Genomic DNA, 24,350 nt, shown 5'->3' with positions numbered 1-24,350 from the left:
TATTTCGTTTGCGTTTGAAAAGGATGATGCAAAATATTTTAGAGATTTATAAAAACTCTAGATTATGATATAAAAATTTGCATAGGGGGATATAAAATGTTTGCGAATATTGATTTAAGGGCTAGTTTCCAAAAGTTTGGGGCGGCTATGTTTGTACCGGTATTACTTTTTTCTTTTTCCGGTTTGGTTGTAGGATTAACCATTATTTTTAAGGATCAGTCTATAGTAGGAAATCTAGCTAATCCTGATGGTGTATTCTACAAATTAATATTTATAATAGAAGAAGGTGCATGGACTATATTCAGAAATATGCCTTTATTTTTCTGTTTGGGTATTCCAATAGGTCTTTCAAAAATGGCACCTGAAAGAGCAATATTAGCAACTTTGATATGTTACTTATCATATAATTATTTTATAGCTGCTATACTTAATTTTTGGGGTCCTCAGTTTGGAGTTGATTTCACTCAGGAAGCAGGCGGCGTAAGCGGTTTAACTTTGATAGCAGGTATTAAAACTTTAGATACAAGCATCATAGGTGCAATATTTATAGGAGTAGTTATTACTATTATTCATAATAGATTTTATGAAACAAAACTTCCTGATTATTTGGGAGTATTTCAAGGAACATCTTTTGTACATATTATAGGTTTCTTTGTTGTATTAGTTTTGGCATTCTTAACTTGCTTGATATGGCCTAAAATACAGTCTTTAATAGCTTCAATGCAGAATTTCTTGGCAAATGCAGGTGGTGCCGGAGTATTTATATATACTTTCTTAGAAAGAATATTAATACCTACAGGACTTCACCATTTCATTTACGGACCTTTCATTTACGGACCTGCAGTTGTACCTGAAGGTATAGAACCATATTGGATAAGCCATGTTTCTGAGTTTTCAAATATGCTGGAGCCTCTTAAACAGTTATTCCCAGAAGGCGGATTTGCTTTGCATGGAAACTCTAAAGTATTCGGTGCTCCAGGACTTGCTTTAGCTATTTATTTCTGTGCTGATAAAGAGAATCGTGAGAAGATGGCTGCTTTGCTTATACCTGTAACATTAACATCAATACTTGTTGGTATTACTGAGCCTTTAGAGTTTACATTCTTGTTTATATCTCCTTTCTTATTCTTGGTGCATTCTATTTTGGCTGCCAGTTTAGCTACAGTATTGTATGTAGTTGGCGGAGTAGTAGGAAACTATGGGGCAGGATTAATAGGTTTTATAACACAAAACTGGATATTTGCTATGAAGAATCATTCATCTATGGTTGTAGCACATATTGTTATAGGACTTATATTCACAGCTATATGGTTCTTTGTATTTAGATTTTTAATATTGAAATTTAATATTCCTACTCCGGGAAGAGGCGAAAGTAAGACTAAGCTATATACTAAAAAAGATTATAAAGAAAGAGAAGCCAAAAAATCAAGTTTTGAAGAGCAGGCTGCAATTTATTTAGAGGCTTTAGGAGGAAGAGGAAATATAGAGCATGTTACTAATTGTGCTACTAGATTGAGAGTAACTGTTAAAGATGTTAATCTTGTAAAAGATGCTGATGATTTCAAGGTTGCCGGTGCTCATGGTCTTGTTAAAAAAGGAAATGCTATACAGATAATAGTAGGTTTATCAGTTCCTCAAGTAAAAGCTAAATTTGAAGAACTTTTAAAAACTAGCGAATAATAATATTAATTTTAATAAATTTTTTAAGGAGTAATAAAATGAAAAAACATTCAGTTGTTATAGCCGGAGGCGGAAGTACTTTTACGCCAGAAATTATTTTAATGCTTTTAAGTGAAGAAGGAAGATTTCCTTTATCAGAATTGAAATTATATGATAATGATGCAGAAAGACAGGCTATAGTTGGAAATGCTTGTGCTATCATTATGAAAGAGAGAGCTCCTCATGTTAAATTTTCTTTCACAACAGATCCTAAAGAGGCTTTCACTGGAGTAGATTTTGTTATGGCTCATATAAGAGTTGGTAAATATGAAATGCGTTCTTTAGATGAAAAAATCCCTCTTAAATACGGATGCGTAGGACAGGAAACTTGCGGAGCCGGCGGTATGGCTTATGGTATGCGTTCTATAGGAGGAGTTTTAGAGCTTATAGATTATATGGAAAAATATTCTCCTAATGCTTGGATGCTTAACTATTCAAACCCTGCTGCTATAGTTGCTGAAGCCTGCAGAAGATTAAAACCTAATTCTAAAGTTTTGAATATCTGCGATATGCCTGTTGGTATAGAAGATTTTATGGCTGTTATATGCGGCTTGAAATCAAGAAAAGAAATGCAGGTAAGATATTTCGGATTAAACCATTTCGGTTGGTGGACTAGTATAATAGAAAAAAGTACAGGAAGAGATTTAATGCCTATATTAAGAGAACATATCTCTAAACATGGATATTTGCATCCTAGTGTTGAAGGACATATGGATGCTGATTGGCATTCTACTTATGAGAAAGCAAGAGATGTTTTTGCAGTTTCTCCGAACTTTATGCCTAATACTTATTTCAAATACTATTTATTCCCTGATTATGTTGTAAGCCATTCTGATATTAATTATACTAGAACTGATATGGTTAGAGACGGCAGAGAAAAAAGAGTATTCGGAGAATGCAAAAGAATAACAGAAGCCGGTACTGCTAAAGATTCCACTTTTGAAGTAGGAGGACATGCTACTTATATAGTAGATCTAGCTTGTGCTATAAGCAATAATACAGGAGAAAGAATGTTATTAATAGTTCCTAATAATGGTTCTATAATAAACTTTGATCCTACAGCTATGGTTGAAATACCTTGTATAGTAGGATGCAATGGTCCTGAACCTTTGGTAATGGGCGAAATTCCTAGATTCAATAAAGGATTAATGGAGCAGCAGGTGGCAGTAGAAAAATTAGTTGTTGATGCTTGGATAGAAGGTTCATATTTGAAAATGTGGCAGGCTATCACTATGTCAAGAACTGTTCCTAGTGTTGAAGTTGCTAAGAAAATATTAGATGAGTTAATAGAAGCTAATAAAAAATATTGGCCTGAATTAAAATAATTATTTTTTAATAATTATTTTATATATAATAGGGAAGGGGAATTATTACTCCTTTCCTATTTTTTTATATATATCATTACTAAAAAAAATTTATTACATATTCAAGATATAATTGTTTTATTAAAAAATTAATTACAGGAATTATAAATGAATATAATAAATATTTTTGATAAAAGCATCATAGAGTTCGCTCATAGTTTACATAATAATTATAATATACTAGATTTGTTTTTTTCATCAATAACATATTTAGGAGAATCAATCCCTTTGATGATATTTACAATCATATTAATATTTGTAAAAAGAACTAGAGTTTGCGGTATTAATATGGCTGTAAGTTTATTTATATCTGTACTTATAGGAGCTATTATATTAAAGCCATTAATAGCAAGGGAAAGACCTTTTACAGAGCCAATTTATCAAGAATATTGGATTGCAGTTGGAAAGCATATTGAAACCTCTTTTTCTTGTCCTTCTTCTCATACTACTGCATCATTTGCTGTGCTTTTTCCTATTTTTCTTTATTTTAATAAAAAATATAGTTTTATAGCAGTATTAATTGCTGTATTAATAGGTTTTTCAAGGGTTTATTTAGTAGTTCATTATCCTAGTGATGTAGTATTTGGGGCATTCATTGGAATAACTGTATCTTGTTTAACATATTTTATTTTTAATAAATTAAATATCGAATACAGATTAAATCAAATTGCAATTATAAATAAATTTGATAATACACAAATATAATAAAAAGCCCAAACTTATTCAGTAAGGGCTTTTTTTCATTATTATCAATATGCCTATTTAAAAATTAAAAAAGTATAAATAATCATCAGAAAGATCTTCCTCTTCTTCTATTTCAGAAACCAGTATAAATTCTACAGTAACATTTTTTTCTTTGGCTGTAGATAAATTCAAATCTAAATCAGATCTTCCTATTACTTTAGCAGGTGCATCTGTAATAACTACTATTAATCTTTTTTGATTTATATACTCAAATGTTTCTAATGCCTCCTGCAAAGCTTCATACATAGGTTCAGCCTTATCTCCGCCTCCTGCTGCATAGAAATAATTAACTTCTCTATTTATAAAATTAAGATTATCACTAAAATCTATTTTTTTTGTAAGATAAGTATCTTTCACATCTCTGTAAAGCAAAAAACCCACTCTTGAATATTTATGATTATCAAATAATTCTGTAACCATACCTCTTATATCTCTTTTTATAGCTTTCAAATAAGGATGCATACTCTCTGTTGTATCTAGTACTACAACTAAGTCCATACTTCCTTTATCCTTATATCTTTCAATAATGCTTTTAAATTTATCACTTAATTCCTCTGCATCTTTTACATAATTATTAGGAGTATTGAATGATTTGCTTGCATTATTTAAGTTATTCATAGCTTCCAAGTTATAATTATATTTTTCATCTGCTGCAGGCTTTTTATCAATTGCAGGCTCTTCATTAATTACAGGACTTTCATTAACTACAGGCTTTTCAACTATATTAGCAGAAGATAAAATTTTTATTTGATTGCTTTCTTTCTTAATAGGAACATCTTTTTTTACTATTATAGTATTAGTAGAAGTTTCTATAATTTTATCTGAAGGTCTTATTTTTACAGGTCCCTCATTTCCTCCGCTAGGCATTGGAGGAGGTATTACTTCTTCTTGTACATTTGTAGTTTCTATAACATAATCTATAGGAAAAGTAAAACTTTGACCTTGAGTATTAAATACATTGAAAGATAAATATCTGTCTTCAGGAAGCTGTTTAAAATATGCTTTTATATAAAGTTTTTTACCTAAAGATCTGTTAAATGTATCCTCTAATATAATGCCGCTTTTATCATAATTAGCAGTATTTCCGTAAGAAGTATCTATCAATTTGTATGCTGTATTTGTTCTTCCTTCTCTTACATAAAATGCATATTCTCCGTTATCGCCTCCGGAGTAGTATAAATAAAATGCATAGAGATCGCCTTCTTTTTCTACATTTCTAAGTGTTATAGTAGGAGTTGAAATATCAGCATTATTTGCCTTTAATATTATTTCATTATTTATTAAGGTATTATTATTGATATCATAAGCCTCTAAAATAAGACTAATATTATCTCTTAAAGTAAATAAAGAATTATTATTTCTATTATCTAAATAGATATTTTGAGGAATAAATATTTTAAATACTTCTCCAAGTTTATAATGATAATCGCTTTCTTTTATTCTAACTATAGAATTAGAATTGCCGCTGTTATCAATATAAAGATAGGAATTAAATCCGTCTTGTCTTTTTAATTGTATTCTATATCCATATACATTCGGCTTTTTCTTTAAATAAAGCTGATAGCCATTTATAAATTTAACTATTTCTATATCGTTAGTACTGATTTCTAAAGAATAAGTATTTACAGCTATCTGACTATATAAATTTTCTAAAGTAGAAATGAATACTACCGATAAAATAACAAATAAATATTTATATCTTATGTTTTTCATGTTGATACCCTCTTACAAGTTATTATCGGTTAAGGATATCATAAATCTGCATTGTTATGTTAATTGATAAAAATTTTTTAATAATGAGTTTACATAATTATTGAAATGTATATTATAAAGTAAGTGATAATTAAATTGTTCTTTATAAAAAATTAAAGGCCGATAATAAATATTATTTATTACCAGCCTTAATAATATATTAATTATATTATTTTTCTAATCTTGCTCTTAAAGTTTTACCCATCTCTTCATAACCTTTTTTACCAAGCATAGCAAACATATTTTTCTTGTATGCTTCAACTCCAGGCTGATCGAATGGATTAACACCAAGCATATAACCTGATATACCGCATGCTTTTTCAAAGAAGTATAAAAGCTCTCCAATAGTGAAAGGAGTAATTTTATCTAAATCTACTATAATATTTGGTACTCCTCCATCAACATGGGCCAACACTGTAGCTTCTAATGCTGATTTATTTATTTCATGTAAAGATTTTCCATCTAAATAATTAAGCCCGTCCAAATCAGAATCCTCTTTTTTGATTTTTAAATCGATGTCTTCTTTATCAACTCTTATAACAGTTTCAAATAATCCTCTTTTACCGTCCTGTATAAACTGACCTAAAGAATGTAAATCAGTAGAGAAATCAACAGAAGCAGGGAATATACCTTTTTTATCTTTACCTTCGCTTTCTCCATATAATTGTTTCCACCATTCTGATACATAATGCATTCTAGGTATATAATTAACCATTATTTCTGTACTGTATCCTTTAGCATAAAGTGCATTTCTAAGCATAGCATATAACATAGAAGGGTTTTTCTTATAATCCATTTCTTTAGTTAATTTAGCCATAGCATCAAAGCCTTTCACAAACTCTTCTATATTTATTCCAGCAGCAGCTATAGGGATTAGTCCTACTGGAGTAAGTACAGAATATCTTCCGCCTACATCATCAGGTATAACAAAAGTTCTGTATTTATTTTCATTGGATAATGTTTTTAAAGCCCCTTTTGCTTTATCTGTAGTAGCTATTATTCTTTTAGCGGCTCCTTCTTTACCGTATCTTTTTTCAGCATATTCTTTAAGCATTCTGAAAGCTATAGCAGGTTCTGTTGTAGTACCGCTTTTGGATATTACATTAATATAAAAATCTTTTCCTTCTAAGTAATCAAGTAAATGTTTGAAATATTCTCCGTTCATGTTATGACCGGCATATACAATCTGAGTATTTCCTTTTTTAGCCTGAGAGAAAGGATTTAAAAATGATTCAATTACTGCTTTTCCGCCTAAATAAGATCCGCCTATACCTACTGATACTAATACTTCAGCATTTTCTCTTATTTCTTTGGATAATTCATCAATTTCTTTAACCATTTTCAAAGCTTCTGTTGGTAAATTAACCCAGCCTAAAAAGTCATTGCCGGCACCTTTTTTGTTTTCAAGAAGTTCATTTGCATATTTAGCATGTTCAGAAAGATATTCTAATTCATGCTCTTGTAAAAATCCTAATACATTTTTATAATTTATAGATAGCATTTAATAACTCCATCATTTTATTTTAGTGTGTAAATTATACTATAATAATACCGAAAAATAAAGAAAAATAATTGATAATTTATTAAATAAAAATATTATAAAATAGGATAGAAATAGATGATTTTGTCTGGGCTTGAAATAGAAAAGAATCTTGGCAGAGATATAATAATAGAACCATTTAATAGAAAACAATTAAATTCTAATAGTTATAATGTGAAACTTCATAATAAACTCTTAGTATACAAAGATAAAATTCTTGATATGAAAAAAGCTAATGATGTAGAGGAAATAATAATACCAAAAAACGGTTATGAATTAAAACCTAATGAATTATATTTAGGAAGAACTTTAGAGTATACAAGCACCAAAAATTTTGTTCCTATGATAGAGGGAAGATCATCTATAGGAAGGCTTGGAATATTTATTCATATCACAGCAGGATTCGGAGATGTCGGCTTTTCTGGTTATTGGACTTTAGAGATATTCTGTATAAAGCCTATAATAATATATCCTGAAGTTGAAATAGCTCAGCTTTATTATCACACCATAGACGGAGAATATGAAGAGTATACGAGCAGTAAATATCAGAATAATACTGATGTTCAGCCTAGTATGCTTTATAAAGATTTCAAATAAAATATTTTCAATAAATAAACTATGTTTAAAAATTCATTTTAACTCCCCACCCTTTAAAGTTTAACACTTTATACTGCAATAAAAACTTTCTTTGTATTTATTACTTCTTTAGTAAAAGCATGCCCGCCCAAGCGTTTATTAAATTTGAAGATTTATTTAACGCACGGTTAACTAAATTTTATATGTAATTGAAGTTGAATTGATGATTTTGTTTATATTTATAATTATATTCTGCGTGCGTTGTTATAGTTAAAAATTTAAATAAAACTAGGGTGGGTGTTATAATAAGAGAATAAAGCTTATATAATAATACTATTTAAAATATAAATATAAAGCAAAATAACCTATAGGGTGGGGAGTGTAATAAGGTTTTAAAATTTAAATTACATACCCCCGCCCTTTATACTTTTTACTTTATTTGACTTTTTAATTCTATTTATATTTGATACTTATATAGAAAAAGCATGCCCGCCCAAGTTTTTTCAATTTGAGGACTTTAACAGCACGCGGTAAATAGATTTTAAACTTATAGTCTGAATTTTGATTATTGATTAGATTTATTTTTTATAGCTAGTTTAACGCGTTGGCTGAAAACTTAATTATATAAATTAGATAATGAAATACTATAAATATTTATTAATTTATACCTTGAAACAAATATACTATATTAAATAACTATAATAATATTGATTTATATGAATACCAAAAGCAAATTCGATATACCATTTTCAGAAATTCCTATCATAGAATGTACAGAATGCGGTCTTACTCTTATAATATCGCCTTCTTCTAAATCCACGATTTCTTCTTCTACTATATATCTTACTTTACCGCTTAATACTATTACCATCTCTTCGGAAGGATGTTCATGATATGGTATTAATTGATTAGATTTTTGTGCAATGGCATAAACAGTATACCCCTTATCAGATAAAGTCTCTATCAATCTTTCATCATCTTTCACACAGTCAAATTCTCTTTCAGTTGTTGATTTGTAATAGTATTGTTCAGTCATTGTACACCTCATTATTATATTATAATTTCGGCTTGCAACCTCTTAAAATTGAATTTATAAAAAAATCAACATGATATTTTTATATCATGTTTTTCCATTTATTAATTAAATTCAAAGCATCAATAGGGGTAATATTATTAATATTTAAATCTTTTATTTCTTTTTCTATTTCGCTTTCTTTTGTTTTTTCTTCTATTATACTATTGGTATTGTCATAAAATGGAAGTATATCTTTTGACTTTTGAGTATTTAATTCTATATTTTCAACCTGTATACTTGCTTCTGTTTCAAGTTTTTTTAGTATTTCACTAGCTCTTTTTATAACTTTATTAGGAGCTCCTGCTATTTTTGCTGCATATATTCCGTAGCTTGACTCTGCTGCTCCTTCTGTAACTTTTTTCATAAATATTATTTCATCTTTGTATTCTTCAACTAATACTTTATAGTTTTTAACACCTTCCAAATCTTCAAGCATAGTAAGTTCATGGTAATGCGTAGCAAATAATGTTTTAGCTTTTTTATTTTCTTCATGAACTAAATATTCCACTATAGCCCAAGCAATAGAAAGTCCGTCATAAGTAGAAGTTCCTCTTCCTATTTCATCCATTATAACAAGGCTTTTATCAGTACAATGATTAAGTATGTATGCTGTTTCATTCATCTCTACTAAGAATGTACTTTCTCCTCTAGCTATATTGTCGCTTGCACCAACACGAGTAAATATGCGGTCAACTATAGATATTTTAGCACTTGATGCAGGCACAAATGATCCAATCTGAGCAAGCAGTACTATTAAAGCCGTTTGTCTTAAATATGTACTTTTACCGCTCATATTAGGTCCTGTAATTATAAGCATATGTTCCTTTTTGCTGTCTAAATATGTGTCGTTTGGAATGAAACTTTCTGTTTTTAGATTAACTTCTACAACAGGGTGTCTTCCTTCTTTTATATCTATTATTCCGTCATCTGTTATTATTGGCTTAACATAATTATCCTCTTTAGCAAGGCATGCAAGAGAAGAATAAACATCTATTATAGAAATTACTTTAGCCATTTTTAATATTGAGTTTAAATATTCATTAGTTTTATTTCTTACATCAATAAATATATCATATTCTAATGCATAACTTTTTTCGTTGGCTTCATTAATAATAGTTTCATACTCCATTAATTTGCTTGTGGTGTATCTTTCGCTTCCTATTAATGTTTGTCTTTTTATAAAATCGCTTGGCACTGATGATGCATTTGCTTTGGTTACTTCTATATAATAGCCTATAACATTATTATAGCGTATTTTTAAATTGTTTATTCCTGTATCTAATTTATAATTATGTTCAAGTTCTGCTATCCAAGAGCGTCCTTCTCTTCTAGCTTCATTATATTTTTTTAATGTTTCATTATAATCATCTTTTATAATATCGCCTTCATTTATAACTATTTTAGGTTCTTCCAGTATGGCACGCTCTATTAAATCAGTAATTATTTTTATATCGTTAACCTCTTCAAAGTTAACATCCTCAAAATTATTCATAGCAAGTTCTGTAATTACTTCTATAGATGACATTAAAAATCTTTTTAATGATACAAGCTCTTTAGGGTTAATCCTTGAAAGTGCTAGTTTTGATGCAAGTCTTTCTATATCTCCAATATCCTGAAGCAAATCTCTTATTTTATACATAAACTTTTGATTTTTATAAAAAAACTCTACATTATCAAGTCGCTTATTTATATCATTAATATTTAATAATGGCTCTACTATTATTCTTTTTAAATATCTTGCTCCCATAGAAGTTTTTGTTCTGTCTATAGTATCAAATAATGTCATTTTATTATTATCATTTCTTATTGTTTCTAATATTTCCAAACTTGCTATTGTAGCATAATCCAAAGTCATTGAATCTCTTCTATTATATAGTGTAATATTAGATATATGTTCAAGTGAAGTTTTTGAAAGCTCCTGAATATAAAATATAGTTGAACCTAAAAGCGATATTAAAAGAGGCTTTTCTTCTATGCCGAAACTTTTTAATGATACTGTTTTGAAATGATTAGTTAAAGTTTTATATGCATAAGAATATTCTGCAGTATAATTTGGAGTTGTGCTATAAAATATATTTGAAAACTTATTTTTTATCTCTTTTATAATTATACTTTCTGAAACGGATTCTATAGTCATAATTTCTTTTGGAGAAAATCTTATAATCTCTTCTGTAAGTTCATCAATAATTTCTTTTAAGGCTTCATTATGATTTTCTAAATTAGAGTTTATTTCTGTTGTATAAAGTTCTCCTGTAGAAATATCGCATATAGATAAAGCAGCATTTTTCTCACTTTTTGACACTATTATAGAAGCTAAATAATTATTGCTTTTTGATTCTAAATATTTATTTTCTGAAATAGTGCCCGGTGTTATAACCTGAGTAACTTCTCTTTTTACAATACCTTTTGCTGTTTTGGGATCTTCCATTTGATCGCATATAGCAATCTTCATTCCAGATTTAACTAATTTTGATAAATAATTGTCTATTGCATGATAAGGAACTCCAGCCATAGGAACATTAGCTCTTTTGGTAAGAGTAAGACCTAATATATCAGATACTACTTTTGCATCATCAAAAAATACCTCGTAAAAATCTCCCATTCTAAAAAGAAGTATACTGTCATTGTATTTATCTTTAATTTCTTTATACTGCCTCATCATAGGGGTAAGCTTTTGATTTTCTTCTTTATTATCGCTTCCAAAAAATGTTTCCTGCATTATATTTATCCGTTTATAATTTTTTTGATTAGTATAATATATTTTTATTCTTTAATCAAATTTGAATTTTACATACTTTATATAATTATATTATTTGACAAAGAATAAAAATTCATTATAATAATTTTATGGAATTGAGACCAAATAATAAAAATTTTAATGTGCTTAATGATTATTTTATGCGTTATATGTTTGCCAAAGAAGGACATGAGCATATATTGAAAAATCTTATTAATTCTGTGAGAATAGACTCTAATCAAGAGCCTTTTGAATATATAGAAGTGCTTAATACATTTAATTTAAAAGAAAATGTTTTTGATAAAGAATCAATAGCAGATGTTAAAGCTAAAACTAAATCAGGCGAAACTATAATTATAGAAATACAAAGAATAGGCAACCATTCATTTATATATAGAAGTTTGTACTATTGGGCTAAAAATTATTTCACAAATTTAAAATCTAAGGATATATATTCAGATTTGACACCTGTAATAAGTATTAATATTTTGGATTTTAATTTGATAAAAGATATAGATAAGCCTCATAGCTGCTATTTTATTAAAGAGTTGGAAACCAATCATATATTAACTAATCATTTGGAAATTCACTTTCTTGAATTGAAAAAATTTAATAGTGATAATAAATTGTATAAAGATTTATCAGATTGGTTTGAGTTTTTAAATTCTAAGGATAAATTGGAGGATACTATGGAAATATTAGTAAAGAAAAATCCTATAATGAAAGAAGTATATGATGAATATAATAAATTTGTTAATAGCAATGATTTATATAATGGGTACAGTAATTATGAGAGAGATTATTTTAATGTTTTAATGCTTAATGAAGAGCGTATAAAGGGTATAGAACAGGGTATAGAACAAGAAAAATATTCTCTAGCTAGAAATATGAAAAATAAAAATATGGATATAAATCTTATAAGCGAATTAACAGGGCTTAGTATAGAAAAAATAGAAAAACTATAATATAAAAAATTTATATTTTGAGTTATGTATAAAAACCATAATTTTTCTATTTGTAGGTACTCTCACTCTAATAATGTTTTAAAGCATCTATTTATAAATATGAATATGCTTTTATATAATGTGCTAATAAAAGAGAAATTATAAATGAGAGTAATATTATTATAGAAATTATAATAAACATTTGTATTTTAAATGTAAAGAAAATGGCTATTACAATAGAAGATATTATTAAAGATAAAATAAAAGATATTATATAGCTAGCATTTACAAATACAAATCTGCTCCAAGGATTCATAAACTTTGATGACATTATATTGAAAATTGATAGTATTGTAGATGACAATAAAGAGTTTGATATACTTAATAAAATAACAATGTATTTAGATCCATAAAATAAATATAATGCTATAAAAACTGATGCATACACAAATGATATTAATAATATATTTGAAATGCATTTCATGTTAAAGAAATGTTTATATTCATTTACAAAAAGTTTTTCTAATATAAAATATACTATATTAGCTAGCATTATAGAAATAACATTCATAATAGGAAGAATAGTATATTTATAATTAAATACTACTGCTTTATTAAAAACATTTTTTGTAATTAAAATATATAAAATTAATGAAGCAGCAAAACCAATAAAAGAAAATAGTGTTTTATTTTTTATTTCTTTCTTGTAATTTTTGAAAATATTAGCATTAACTGTACGGGAATTGATAAACATAAATACTGAAAAGAAGCTCAATAAATATACTGCATTAAATGTTATTAAATTAAAATGATTTATATTTAGTAATGCTGTTAAATTTATTAAAGCTGATATTAAAGAGATTATTAAATTAACTCTTCCTTCGTATTTATATATCGGAGATGCATATTTGTTCATAGTATTATTATATACTTTTTAAAATTAAAAATTTTCAGCATATATAATTTTAAGCTGCATAAAAATCAATTATCTGAAAAATCCAGATAAATTTTCAATAAATCCTGATATTGCATAGAATATAAAAGATGGTATAGCAACTATAATGATAAGTAGAAGCATAAAAATAGGGTATAATATATCATTAAATATTTTACTAAAAATTAATTTTATATTATATATAAATGCTCCGGGATACGCTTTTTTTCCATTATTATTTTTTATATTTTTATCTGCATTATTTTCTATCAAAAGAGATATAACTTTTTTTTCCATATCAATATCTCTATGCCCATTATTTTTTTTATATGAAATCTTATGAAGTGCAGTATCTCCGTCATTATTTTGTAAATTAATATTTACTGCGTTTTTTATAAGCATTTCAATAATATCATATTCTTCTATTCCTATATTATCCCTAGAAAGTATATAGTGAAGTATACCATTTCCATCATTATCTTGTATATTAATATTTGCTCCAAGATTTATCAGTGTTTCAATTTTATATTTACTATCTGGAACTCCTATAATTTCACTTGTGCCGAATTTAGGTTTACGATGTGAATCGTAGGACTTACTTACATCAAGTATAAGGCTTTTTCCAGCATTATTTTTCTCGTTAATATCCATTCCATTATCTAATAAAACTTTTACAAAATTAGAGAAATTATTAGTACTTAAATTAGGTATATAGTCATACCACTCATAGCTACTATTCGTTATGGAGTAGGTTATATATTCTTTATTGTTTTCCATATTTTCAATTACATATTTAAACTCATCAATATTTTCAGAATATACTGATTGTGCTAATGCTGATTCTTTATTTGTTGCCGCTAATTTCTTAAAATCATCACTTACTTGAGCATAAGAAATGTACGAACTAATAATAAATATTATAATGCCTAATACTTTCACCATAAACCTCTTTTTAATATTAGTTTTTTGATTATACAGTATATTAGTATATTTTGTCAATATTGTTTGACAAAGTATAAATATTTCATTATAATAACTTTATGGAATTGAGACCAAATAATAAAAATTTTAATGTGCTTAATGATTATTTTATGCGTTATATGTTTGCCAAGGAAGGACATGAGCATATATTAAAAAATCTTATTAATTCTGTGAGAATAGACTCTAATCAAGAGCCTTTTGAATATATAGAAGTCTTGAATACTTTTAACTTAAAAGAAAATGTTTTTGATAAAGAATCAATAGCAGATGTTAAAGCTAAAACTAAATCAGGCGAAACTATAATTATAGAAATACAAAGAATAGGCAACCATTCATTTATATACAGAAGTTTATACTATTGGGCTAAAAATTATTTTACAAATTTAAAATCTAAGGATATATATTCTGATTTAACACCTGTAATAAGTATTAATATTTTAGATTTTAATTTGATAAAAGATATAGATAAACCTCATAGCTGTTATTTTATTAAAGAGTTAGAAACCAATCATATATTAACTAATCATTTGGAAATTCATTTTCTTGAATTGAAAAAGTTCATTAATAATAGTAATTTATATGAAGGCTTATCAGATTGGTTTGAGTTTTTAAATTCTAAGGATAAATTGGAGGATACTATGGAAATATTAGTAAAGAAAAATCCTATAATGAAAGAAGTATATGATGAATATAATAAATTTGTTAATAGCAATGATTTATATAATGGCTACAGTAATTATGAAAGAGATTATTTTAATGTTCTAATGCTTAATGAAGAGCGTATAAAGGGTATAGAGGAAGGAATGAAAAAGGGTATAGAACAGGGTATAGAACAAGAAAAATATTCTCTAGCTAGAAATATGAAAAATAAAAATATGGATTTAAATCTTATAAGCGAATTAACAGGGCTTAGTATAGAAAAAATAGAAAAATTATGATACAAAAAATTAATATAACCTAATATTATTTTTTATAATAAAACTTTTTAAAATTCTATATTAGTTTTTTGATTATATTTTATATCTGCATATTATCTTAATATATCTTTAATTGATTTTAATAATATAATACTACTTTAGTATAAATTAGTATTTCCTTTACTTTTGTATTTAGTTATGATACTATATGTCAAAAATAGCTATTAAGGAGTAATCTGATGAAAAAAATAATTATAACAGCTTTAATATTAATTAGTATAATAAATATAATAAGCTGTAATTCTAAAAAAACTGATAATACAGAAGTAACCACAAATACCAATGCAGTTAATACCAATAATGCAGAAACCAATACTAAATTAACTTCTGTAATTGATACCAATACACTAGAAACCAATACAAAAGAGTATGAAGGATATGCCACTAATATTTATTATAGTGCTTCATCATCTGAAAAATATGCACAAGCTATTGCAGATTTTAATCTTATAAAAGATAAAGCCTCTTTAGATGAATGGCAGTCTAAATATACAGATGAAACACCTATAATGTTCGCTATTAATTATTATCCTACAGAAGAAAAAGCTATTGAAATTATTAATTATGGTGCTGATGTTAATGAAAGAACAGCAGATTTTGTAAAAATGACTCCTTTAATGTCTGCATCTAGGAGGGGATATTTAAAACTTTTAAAAGAGCTTATAAAAAACAATGCTGATGTTAATGCTAAAGATTATGACGGACTTGATGCTTTATTACATGCTGTTGACTGTGCTACTGATGATAATGAAGTTAGTATTTTAATATTTAAAGAATTAATTAATGCTGGTGCTAAAGTTAATAATATTTATATAGGAGATGAAGGAGAAGACTTTTCTATATTAGATATTTTGATGAATTCAAATAATATTATGGACAGTAAACTTAATTTTGAGATATTTAAATTGCTTACAGAAAATGGAGCTGATATAAAAAGAGTCAATAAAAACGGAACACCAGTAATTGCAAATGTTATTAGAAAAACGTACCGTATTGATATTGTAAAATATTTAGTTTCAAATGGTATTGATCCTAAAATGAAATATACTGAGAATGGCATTTCATATTCTTTATTATCTGATACCGTTTATGATAAAAATACAGAAATAGCTAAATATTTGATAGAACAAGGAGCAGATGCTAATGTACCAGCATATTCTAAAGAAAGAAGTTTAATGATTGAAGCTATAGATAATGATATATCAGTAGAAAATATAGAATTAGTAAAACTCCTTATAGAAAACGGGGCTGATACTTATGCAGTTAATGAAGAAGGTAAAACAGTCTTTGATATAGCTAGAGAAAAAGGTTATGATGATATATTAGCTTTAGAAAAATAGTAAAAATAAAAAAATATAGCAGCTGATAACTGACGAAGGAAGTTATCAGCTCTTTATAAGCGAGATTTTTTAATATGTAAATAAGAAAAAAGGCTATGATGATATATTAGCTTTAGAGAAATAATATAAATAAAAAATTGAGCAATTGTCAGCTGTTTTTTATTAACAACACATTTTTAATTGATTTGTTATATACGATATAGTGGTAATTAATGTTTTCTTTACTTTTATATTTACTTATGATATTATAGTAAATAATAATCATTTATGGAGTATTTTATGAAAAAAATAATTATAATGGCTTTTATATTAATCAGCATAATAAATATAATAAGCTGCGGATCTGGTAAAAGCGAAAAAACAAATAATTCAGAAGTAAGTAATAATGAAAAAATCTATCAGGGATATGCTTCTAATGATATGTGGGATATATATAAAACTACAATGTTAGAAGATGAAGAAAAATTATTTAATGAAATTGATTCTATAAAAGATAAAAAATCTTTCGATGAATGGCAGTCAAAAAATCCGAGTAAATCTTCTTTAGTATTTGCTATTGATAAATTTCCTACAGAAGAAAAGGCTATTGAATTAATATCTTATGGTGCTGATGTAAATATGAAAGATGATAATAGGACTCCTTTAAAATTAGCTTCAGAAAAAGGATATTTGAAACTTGTAAAAGAACTTATCAAACAAGGTGCTGATGTTAATTTTAGAGAAGAATATCAAGCAAATATAGACGCTTTATATTCTGCTGTAGAGTCTGAAAAAAATTATCATTTGGAAGTAGTAAAGGAATTATTAAATGCAGGAGCAGACACTGATATTATTTATGGTACTAAAGAAGAAAATGAAGATAATATATTATATCCTGCTATAAAAAGATGCGATTTAGAAAAGGTTAAACTTCTTACTGAACATGGAGCAGATATAAATTATTCAAATTTTGAGTACGGTCCTGTAATTGCTTATGCTATTTCTCAAGAATGTATTGATATAGTAAAATATTTAGTTTCTCAAGGTGCTGACCCTGCTATGAGATATACCAATGGTTATTCATATTCAGGTAAAAGTTATTCATTACTTAATGCTGCAGTAGGAAATAAAACTACAGAAATAGCAGAATATTTAATAGAACAAGGTGCTGATATTAATACTCAAACTGATAGTGTTTCTGGTTTACCTTTAATATTTATTGCTCTTAGAGCTGAAAATATTGAACTTCTTAAACTTTTGATAGAGAAAGGTGCAGATACTTCTGTTGTTGATAAAGACGGAAAAACAATTTTTGATTTAGCTAAAGAACAAGGCTATGATGAGATTGCAGCTTTAGAAAAATAATATAAGCGAGCCTACTGAATTATATAGCAATAAATAATAAAGTGAGAAAAAGCCGACTCGATAAGTCATTATCGAGGGTCTCATAGGCTTTTTCGAGCATAGCAGCAATAAATAAAAAATCGAGCAGCTGATAACTTTAGTTGTCAGCTATATTGAAATTAGTATTTTATTTACTTTTATATTTAGTTGTGATATTATAATAAAAAATAATGATTAAGGAGTGTTTTATGAAAAAAATAATTATAATGGCTTTAATATTAATCAGTATAATAAGCTGTAATTCTAAAAAAACTGATAATACAGAAGTAACTACAGATACTAATGCCGTTAATACCAATAATACAGAAATATCTAATAATGATGAATATGTTGAATATAATAATACTGGAGAAATTAATACTGATACTGAAGTGCCAGAATGGGATTTGGAGGCTTTTAATGAGCTTAAAAATGTAAAAGATGCACAATCTTTAAAAAGCTGGGAAGAGAAACATGAAGAAAGAAGTTTAATAATGGCATTACAATACGGTGATAAAAAAATGGTTACAGAATTACTTTCTTACGGTGCTAATGTTGATCAGACTTATGTTGATAATGATAGTCCATTAAAAATAGCTTCTGCAAAGGGAGATTTAGAACTTGTAAAAGAGTTTATAAAAAGAGGGGCAAATGTTAATTTTAGAGGAGAAGGAAAGTTTGATGCTTTATTTTCAGCAGTAATGTCTACAAATGAAAATAGTTTAAAAATAATGAAAGAATTATTAGAAGCAGGTGCTGAAGTAGATGTTGGGTATGGCTATGAAGAAATTACTCCTATATTATTTGAAGCAATTGGATATGTTGGAGAATCAAGATGTGATTTAGATAAATTTAAAATGCTTGCTGAATATGGAGCTGATATAAATTATGTTGATAATTATGGATATCCTTTAATTAATTATGCTGTTCAGTCAGGCTGTTTGGATATAGTAAAATATTTAGTTTCAAAAGGCATTGACCCTGCTATGAAATATGAACTTAAAGAATACTATCCAAATGTAAATATTTCATTATTGGCTGGAACTCTTTATAATAGTGATACAGAAATGGCAAAGTATTTAATAGAGCAAGGTGCCGATGTAAATACTCCTATACCTTCAGAAGATGGTTATCCTTTACTGCTTCAGGCTATTGACAATGGAAAAACAGAGCTTGTTAAACTTTTAATAGAGAATGGAGCAGACACTACAGTTGTAAACAAAGAGAAAAAGACTGTATTCGATATAGCTAGAGAAAAAGGCTATGATGATATATTAGAGTTAGAAAATAAATAAAAAGCGAGCCGACCGAATTACATAAAATAAATAATAAAGTGAGAAAAAGCCGCCTCGATAAGTCATTATCGAGGGTCTCATAGGCTTTTTCGAGCATAGCAACAATAAAAGGCTTTAGAAAAATAATAAAAATTAAAAAATCGAGCAGCTGATAACTGACGAAGGAAGTTATTAGCTCTTTATAAGCGAGATTTTTTAATATATAAATAAGAAAAAGCCACCTAGATAAGTCATTATCGATGGGCTTATAGGCTTTTTCGAGCATAGCAACAATAAATAAAAAATAGAGCAGCTGATAACTGACGAAGGAAGTTATTAGCTCTTTATAAGCGAGATTTTTTAATATATAAATAAGAAAAAGCCGCCTAGATAAGTCATTATCAAGGGTCTTATAGGCTTTTTCGAGAATAACAACAATAAATAAAAAATAAATAGCTGATGATTTACTAAATTAATTATCAGCTATTTTTAATAAAATTTATTTCTATAGTTTCGGCGATACATATATATTATTTTGCTTCAATTTAAAAGCAAATACAATTACTACTATAGCCAATATTATAAATATAAATGCTATAATTAATGTATATATACTAGGCTTAGTTACTATAGTGCTGCTTATTCTATCATAAAGTATTTCAGTTTTTGAATTTACAGCAATATCATTGTCTGAATTTTCCAAATATGAATTTGTAAGAATTACTTCTTTTCCTTCATAAATAAAACTATAAATCACATTTGCAAATTTTTGTTTTTTTATAATGCCGTATTCATAATGCTCAATACTCTCTACATTGGCATTTACTTTAATTATATTGTCATCATTAAATCTAAAATTAATATATATTATAATAAATGATGCAAATAAAAATATCAGTCCTATGAAAAATAGTATAGCTTTATATTTTATAATTTTTAATTTATTATTCATATATTAATGATAATATATTTTCTAATATTGTAAAGTAATTACTAGCATTCATTAACTTTATTTAATATATTTTATATTGCATCTAAGTTATACAATCTAAATTAAATTTTATCAGAATACATATTCAGCTATTATCATTTTTTTAATAATAGTATATTCAATAATGTTAATTTTTTATAGAATTTTTTTTGTTTTTAATATATATTTATAGCAATATTTTTCATGTTATTTCATTATAAATAACAAATAATTTAAGAGGGATAATTTAATGTCAGAAAATCAAAATAATTCTGAAAATACACAAAATGAAAAAAGTACTAGTGTAGAAAAAGAAAACAGAAAAGAGAAATTAAACACTTTAAGAAATATGGGAATCAACCCATTTCCAAACAGCTATGATGTAACTTACAAATCAAAGGAAATAGCAGAAAAATTTGATGAATTAGAAAAGAATCAGACAGAAGTTGCTATAGCAGGCAGAATTATGCTATACAGAGTTATGGGCAAATCTTCATTTTTAACTATAAAAGATTCTGAAGGCAGTATTCAGGCTTATATACAAAGAGATAAGGTAGGAGATGAATTTTATAATACAGTATTTAAAAAATTAATAGATATAGGTGATATTGTAGGTGTAAAAGGAACAGTATTTAGAACAAAAACAGGAGAAATTACAATATATGCAAATGAATTAAAATTATTAACAAAATCTTTAAATCCTTTGCCTGAAAAATTCCATGGACTTACAGATACAGAACTTCGCTACAGACAAAGATATGTTGATTTGATAATGAATGATAATGTTAAAGAAGCATTTATTAAAAGATCTAAAATGATTTCAGCTGTAAGAGAAGTAATGTTGGAAAATGGTTTTTTAGAAGTAGAAACTCCTATGATGCATCCTTTAATTGGAGGAGCTAAGGCCAAACCTTTTGTTACGCATCATAATACTTTGGATATGACTCTTTATCTTAGAATAGCACCTGAACTTTATTTGAAAAGATTGGTTGTAGGAGGTTTTGACAGAGTATTTGAACTTAATAGAAATTTCCGCAATGAGGGCATATCTACAAGGCATAATCCTGAGTTTACTATGATGGAAGCGTACATGGCTTATGCTAACTTCTATAAGGTTATGGAATTAGTAGAGGATGTTTTTTCTAAAGTATGCTATAAATTAAACGGAAAATACACTTCAGAGTATAAAGATTATGAGATTAATTTTAAGCCTCCATTTGCAAGAATACCTATGGTAGATTTGGTTAAAGAACATTCCGGGCTTGATTTTAATGCTATACAGTCAGATGATGAGGCATTAGAAAAAGCTAAATCAGTTGGAGTAGAAATAGACACTTCAAAAACTAAGCCTACTAAATGGGAAGTAATGGTTGCAGTGTTTGAAGAAAAAGTTGAAGAAAAATTAATACAGCCTACATTCGTTATTAATTATCCTAAAGCAGTTTCTCCTCTTTCAAAATCATATCCTGATAATCCTGATATTACAGAAAGATATGAACTATTTATAGGAGGAATGGAGCTGTCTAATGGTTTCAGCGAACTTAATGATCCAATAGACCAAAAAGAAAGATTTGAAGAACAGTTAAAAGCAAAAGCACGCGGCGAAGACGAAACTATGGATATGGATTTGGATTATATTAATGCTTTGGAATACGGACTTCCTCCTACAGGCGGACTTGGAATAGGTATTGACAGAATGGCTATATTATTCTTGAATGCTGCTAGTATTAGAGATACAATTCTTTTCCCTCAAATGAGAAAATCAGATTAATTGTTTATTTTATATTATTCTTTTATTAATAGAATTGTAATTTTGATTATAATGCTGATGTATAATTGTTTATATGTCAGCATTTTTTTAATATATAGGTTTGCTTCTAAATATATAATTACTTATCAAAAAATAATATTTACTATTTACAAAAATGTCTATTAAGATATAATCTTCTTTAATATTATTATTTTTATTTGGGATATTTATGAAAAAAATTAATATACTTACTTGTTTAATATCTATAGTAATAACATTTACTGCATTATTTTCTGTGAATTATTTAAGCAAAAATGATTCTGAAACTTCTTTAAGTAATATTAATATAATGAATAGTATTTATAAAGAATCAAGAGATTATATATTAGATGATTATTATATATTTGATTATTCTCAAAAAGAGCAGAAATTAAGAGAAATATTTAAATCAAGTCCTATAGCATCAAGGCTGAAATACAGAGCTAGTTTAATATCTCATTTGGGAGAAGAAGAAATTGTTATAAATGGCATTGATATAAAAAATGATAATGAGGTTTTTGGTATTTTGAATAATCATACATTAGAAAATTTTAATGCTGATAACTCAATCATTATAAGTAAGTCAATATCTTCTGTATTAGATGTTAATACCAATGATACTGTAATATTAAAACTTATTACAAAAACAGGACATTATAATGCTGAAGAATATACTATAATAGAGGTGTCAGATAGTCTAAATTATAATTATGCTTTAATAGATATTAATAATTTAAATAAGTTTGTGGGGTTGGAGAATGCTGCTACTGAAATGTATGTTAAGCAAAATATAAGTGATGATAAATTGATTGATTATGATAATGATATAATGCAAATTTACGGTAATGATTTCAAAGCCTATACTAAAAAAGATATTTTAGGAGATTATTATAAATCTAATGAAAATTATTATAAATTATATATAATATTAGTATATTTATTTGTTTTGCTTTCAGTATTTATATTTATTAATTCATATACTATTTACAGCTATAGAGAATTGCTTAAATCAAAATTATTATTTAGTGCTTTAGGATTTGTAATATCTTTTATAATATATATTGTAATATTATTTTATAAAGGTGAATTTATATTTGATTATATATATCCTTTAATGCTTATTATAAATATATTATCAGTTGTTTTATCTAATGTAAAATATCAGGTTTGGGAGAAAGTATTTTTACAAGGTGAAGAGTATAATAAAAACAAAAATATATTAATTATATTCGGCTTGGTATGTACTTATTCTATAGTATTTTTAATATTGTATTCATCATTTTTTGTATTTGCAAATCAGAATAATCAAAATACAAATAAAGAATCATCTGAAAGAATTGTCAGAATAGTAAAGAATAACACTTCAGAAAATACATTTTTATTTAATGGTTCAATAGATTTTTTTTCTAATAATGTTAATAATAGTATAACTAATTTATTATTTAAAGAAATTAGTTCTTATGATGAGTATTCTGATATAGAAACGGTATTAACTTTTCCTGTAGGAGTTGTTATAAGAACAGGAAGCATATATTCAAGGGTTTATGCTTATGATAAAAATATATTAGAAAATGGAATGAATGTATCAAATGTTATCATAGAAGGCGAGATGTTTGAAAGTCCTAAAAGAGAAGTTATAATAGGTAAGGATTTAGCTAATTACTTGAATTTAAAAATAGGCGATGCTTTATCATTGATAGCAAAGGCATCAAGGGGATGGCTTGAAACAGGATATTTTTATGTAAGCGGTATATATGATTTGAAAGATAAAAATTATGATATTATAGGCGATATGACTGCTATGAATAGTTTTATATATCTTAAAGAAGGTGATAAATCTCCATATAATGAAAGCATAATTGTTTTTTCTAAAAATGATGATATATATTCTCTTTTAAATGCTAGTGATACTATAAATAAAAATGATTTTAAAGTCGTTTCATCTGATAAAGCATATTATATGGAAAATTCTAATTCAATTAGAAATGCTGCTATTTTGCTTATAATAGTATTAGCTTTTTCACTTGCTTTATTATCTTCATCTATTTTATCTATTTTTTATATGAGATTATCAAAGTTTAATAAAAGTTTATTGTTAAATGGTTTTTATGCTTTATCTTTTATTATTTCTGTAATATTATCTATTGTAATAATATTTATTTTTATGATATTTAGTATTAAATTTGTATTATTTAGTTTATGTATAGTATTATTGTCATTTGTACTATCTCTTTTAATATCTAATTATAATTATATATAGAGGTTAAGGATT

The 24,350-nt window shown here is 26.5% G+C and carries 18 protein-coding genes; 11 read left to right on the top strand and 7 right to left on the bottom strand.

The window, feature by feature from the left end:
• Positions 1-96: 96 nt before the first annotated feature.
• The 3 genes from BHAMNSH16_RS03730 to BHAMNSH16_RS03720 all read left to right on the top strand — a co-directional run bounded on the left by BHAMNSH16_RS03730 (position 97) and on the right by BHAMNSH16_RS03720 (position 3,788).
• Positions 97-1,680, top strand: a complete 1,584-nt coding sequence (locus tag BHAMNSH16_RS03730; RefSeq protein ID WP_008729060.1) for an alpha-glucoside-specific PTS transporter subunit IIBC — start codon at positions 97-99, stop codon at positions 1,678-1,680.
• Positions 1,681-1,718: 38 nt separating this feature from the next.
• The gene (locus tag BHAMNSH16_RS03725; RefSeq protein WP_008729062.1) at positions 1,719-3,044 is read left to right on the top strand and encodes a 6-phospho-alpha-glucosidase; all 1,326 of its coding nucleotides are present in this window, start codon (positions 1,719-1,721) and stop codon (positions 3,042-3,044) included.
• Positions 3,045-3,191: 147 nt separating this feature from the next.
• Positions 3,192-3,788 (top strand): phosphatase PAP2 family protein, encoded by a 597-nt coding sequence (locus BHAMNSH16_RS03720; RefSeq protein ID WP_008729064.1) that lies wholly within the window; start codon positions 3,192-3,194, stop codon positions 3,786-3,788.
• Positions 3,789-3,845: 57 nt separating this feature from the next.
• On the opposite strand, the gene BHAMNSH16_RS03715 is transcribed toward BHAMNSH16_RS03720, so the two are convergent.
• Positions 3,846-5,540 carry a vWA domain-containing protein gene (locus BHAMNSH16_RS03715; RefSeq protein WP_008729066.1) on the bottom strand — a complete coding sequence of 565 codons (1,695 nt, stop codon included), beginning with the start codon at positions 5,538-5,540 and terminating at the stop codon, positions 3,846-3,848.
• 208 nt (positions 5,541-5,748) lie between these two features.
• Positions 5,749-7,080 (bottom strand): glucose-6-phosphate isomerase, encoded by a 1,332-nt coding sequence (locus tag BHAMNSH16_RS03710; RefSeq protein WP_008729067.1) that lies wholly within the window; start codon positions 7,078-7,080, stop codon positions 5,749-5,751.
• Positions 7,081-7,197: 117 nt separating this feature from the next.
• Between BHAMNSH16_RS03710 and dcd the strand changes: the two genes are divergently transcribed.
• Positions 7,198-7,716 (top strand): dCTP deaminase, encoded by a 519-nt coding sequence (gene dcd / locus BHAMNSH16_RS03705; protein ID WP_008729069.1) that lies wholly within the window; start codon positions 7,198-7,200, stop codon positions 7,714-7,716.
• Between the two features lie 691 nt (positions 7,717-8,407).
• Here the strand turns inward: dcd and BHAMNSH16_RS03700 are convergent.
• Both BHAMNSH16_RS03700 and mutS read right to left on the bottom strand, forming a co-directional pair.
• A complete protein-coding gene (locus tag BHAMNSH16_RS03700) occupies positions 8,408-8,731 on the bottom strand; it encodes a cupin domain-containing protein (protein WP_008723089.1) in 324 nt (107 codons plus the stop codon).
• Between the two features lie 79 nt (positions 8,732-8,810).
• The gene (gene mutS / locus BHAMNSH16_RS03695; RefSeq protein ID WP_069731807.1) at positions 8,811-11,489 is read right to left on the bottom strand and encodes a DNA mismatch repair protein MutS; all 2,679 of its coding nucleotides are present in this window, start codon (positions 11,487-11,489) and stop codon (positions 8,811-8,813) included.
• 128 nt (positions 11,490-11,617) lie between these two features.
• On the opposite strand from mutS, the gene BHAMNSH16_RS03690 reads away from it, so the two are divergent.
• Positions 11,618-12,472: an Rpn family recombination-promoting nuclease/putative transposase gene (locus BHAMNSH16_RS03690; RefSeq protein WP_069731806.1), complete on the top strand. Its 855-nt coding sequence runs from the start codon at positions 11,618-11,620 to the stop codon at positions 12,470-12,472.
• 91 nt (positions 12,473-12,563) lie between these two features.
• Here BHAMNSH16_RS03690 and BHAMNSH16_RS03685 read toward each other — a convergent pair whose 3' ends face one another.
• Entirely contained in the window at positions 12,564-13,367 is an 804-nt protein-coding gene (locus BHAMNSH16_RS03685; protein WP_069731805.1) for a hypothetical protein, read from the bottom strand.
• 69 nt (positions 13,368-13,436) lie between these two features.
• Positions 13,437-14,324: an ankyrin repeat domain-containing protein gene (locus BHAMNSH16_RS03680; RefSeq protein ID WP_069731816.1), complete on the bottom strand. Its 888-nt coding sequence runs from the start codon at positions 14,322-14,324 to the stop codon at positions 13,437-13,439.
• A gap of 101 nt (positions 14,325-14,425) precedes the next feature.
• On the opposite strand from BHAMNSH16_RS03680, the gene BHAMNSH16_RS03675 reads away from it, so the two are divergent.
• The 4 genes from BHAMNSH16_RS03675 (at position 14,426) to BHAMNSH16_RS03660 (ending at position 19,340) form a co-directional block, all read left to right on the top strand.
• Positions 14,426-15,304, top strand: coding sequence for an Rpn family recombination-promoting nuclease/putative transposase (locus BHAMNSH16_RS03675; protein WP_088859732.1), 879 nt, complete (start codon positions 14,426-14,428; stop codon positions 15,302-15,304).
• 218 nt (positions 15,305-15,522) lie between these two features.
• Complete coding sequence (locus BHAMNSH16_RS03670) at positions 15,523-16,683, top strand: ankyrin repeat domain-containing protein (RefSeq protein ID WP_069732246.1); 1,161 nt, start codon at positions 15,523-15,525, stop codon at positions 16,681-16,683.
• Between the two features lie 279 nt (positions 16,684-16,962).
• Positions 16,963-18,027, top strand: a complete 1,065-nt coding sequence (locus BHAMNSH16_RS03665; RefSeq protein ID WP_069732245.1) for an ankyrin repeat domain-containing protein — start codon at positions 16,963-16,965, stop codon at positions 18,025-18,027.
• 227 nt (positions 18,028-18,254) lie between these two features.
• Entirely contained in the window at positions 18,255-19,340 is a 1,086-nt protein-coding gene (locus BHAMNSH16_RS03660) for an ankyrin repeat domain-containing protein (protein WP_069732244.1), read from the top strand.
• Between the two features lie 484 nt (positions 19,341-19,824).
• Here BHAMNSH16_RS03660 and BHAMNSH16_RS03655 read toward each other — a convergent pair whose 3' ends face one another.
• On the bottom strand, positions 19,825-20,271 hold the full coding sequence (locus BHAMNSH16_RS03655; protein WP_069732243.1) for a hypothetical protein: 447 nt from the start codon (positions 20,269-20,271) through the stop codon (positions 19,825-19,827).
• 268 nt (positions 20,272-20,539) lie between these two features.
• Between BHAMNSH16_RS03655 and lysS the strand changes: the two genes are divergently transcribed.
• Complete coding sequence (gene lysS / locus BHAMNSH16_RS03650) at positions 20,540-22,060, top strand: lysine--tRNA ligase (protein ID WP_008730654.1); 1,521 nt, start codon at positions 20,540-20,542, stop codon at positions 22,058-22,060.
• Positions 22,061-22,268: 208 nt separating this feature from the next.
• Positions 22,269-24,338, top strand: coding sequence for an ABC transporter permease family protein (locus BHAMNSH16_RS03645; RefSeq protein WP_069732242.1), 2,070 nt, complete (start codon positions 22,269-22,271; stop codon positions 24,336-24,338).
• Positions 24,339-24,350 lie beyond the last annotated feature (12 nt).

Source organism: Brachyspira hampsonii, assembly GCF_002214805.1.
In the GTDB taxonomy this organism is placed as follows: Bacteria; Spirochaetota; Brachyspiria; order Brachyspirales; family Brachyspiraceae; genus Brachyspira; species Brachyspira hampsonii.
This window is presented reverse-complemented; position numbering and strand designations above follow the sequence as displayed.